This window comes from Polaribacter sp. BAL334 (genome assembly GCF_015767435.1).
Taxonomy (GTDB): domain Bacteria; phylum Bacteroidota; class Bacteroidia; order Flavobacteriales; family Flavobacteriaceae; genus Polaribacter.
On sequence record NZ_JADWOV010000157.1, the window covers coordinates 1 to 627 of the forward strand.

Here is a 627-nt window from a genome sequence, read left to right on the forward strand (position 1 = left end):
ACGATTGTTATTAAATGAATTTTTAATTCAGCTGTCCATTTCATTAAATCGTTTATGATATTTATTGCACTTTCTTCATTATTATAGCCAACAATTAAATCAGCAATACCATCAATAAAAACAAACTTTACATTTTTAGCATTGTAAATTGCTTCCATTATAATTTTTTTTCTTTCTTCAGGTGAATATGGTCTTAAACAATAACATTTATAGTTTTCTTGAGAAATCTCTTTATTGTTCGTAAGCGATAAAATCCTCCTTGATACTTTTTGAGTATGATACCTGCTTTGTTCAGTATCAAAATGCAAAACACATGTTTTTGATAAATTAGTTGTTATTTTTTTATTTTGATTATTACAGAGTGTTGAAGCAATTATTAATGATAAAAAATATGTTTTTCTGCTTTTAGGTTTTCCTGTAATACAGGAGAAATTTCCTAAAGTTGCAAATGTCATATTATCAATTTGTAAAGCAATTGGTGGTTCTTTAATATCGGAATATGGGTCTATTTCTGATTCTTTGAGTAAATCTTGTATTGACTTTACAATATTTTGTTTTTCACCATCATTTAAACTTGTATCTGTTCCAATGCTTATATGTTTTTTTGACTGTTCCATAACTAAAAAT

At 25.8% G+C, this 627-nt stretch carries 1 pseudogene; it reads right to left on the reverse strand.

Annotated elements, in window-relative coordinates:
- A pseudogene (locus IU405_RS00820) lies at positions 1–627 on the reverse strand (hypothetical protein); the annotation flags it as partial.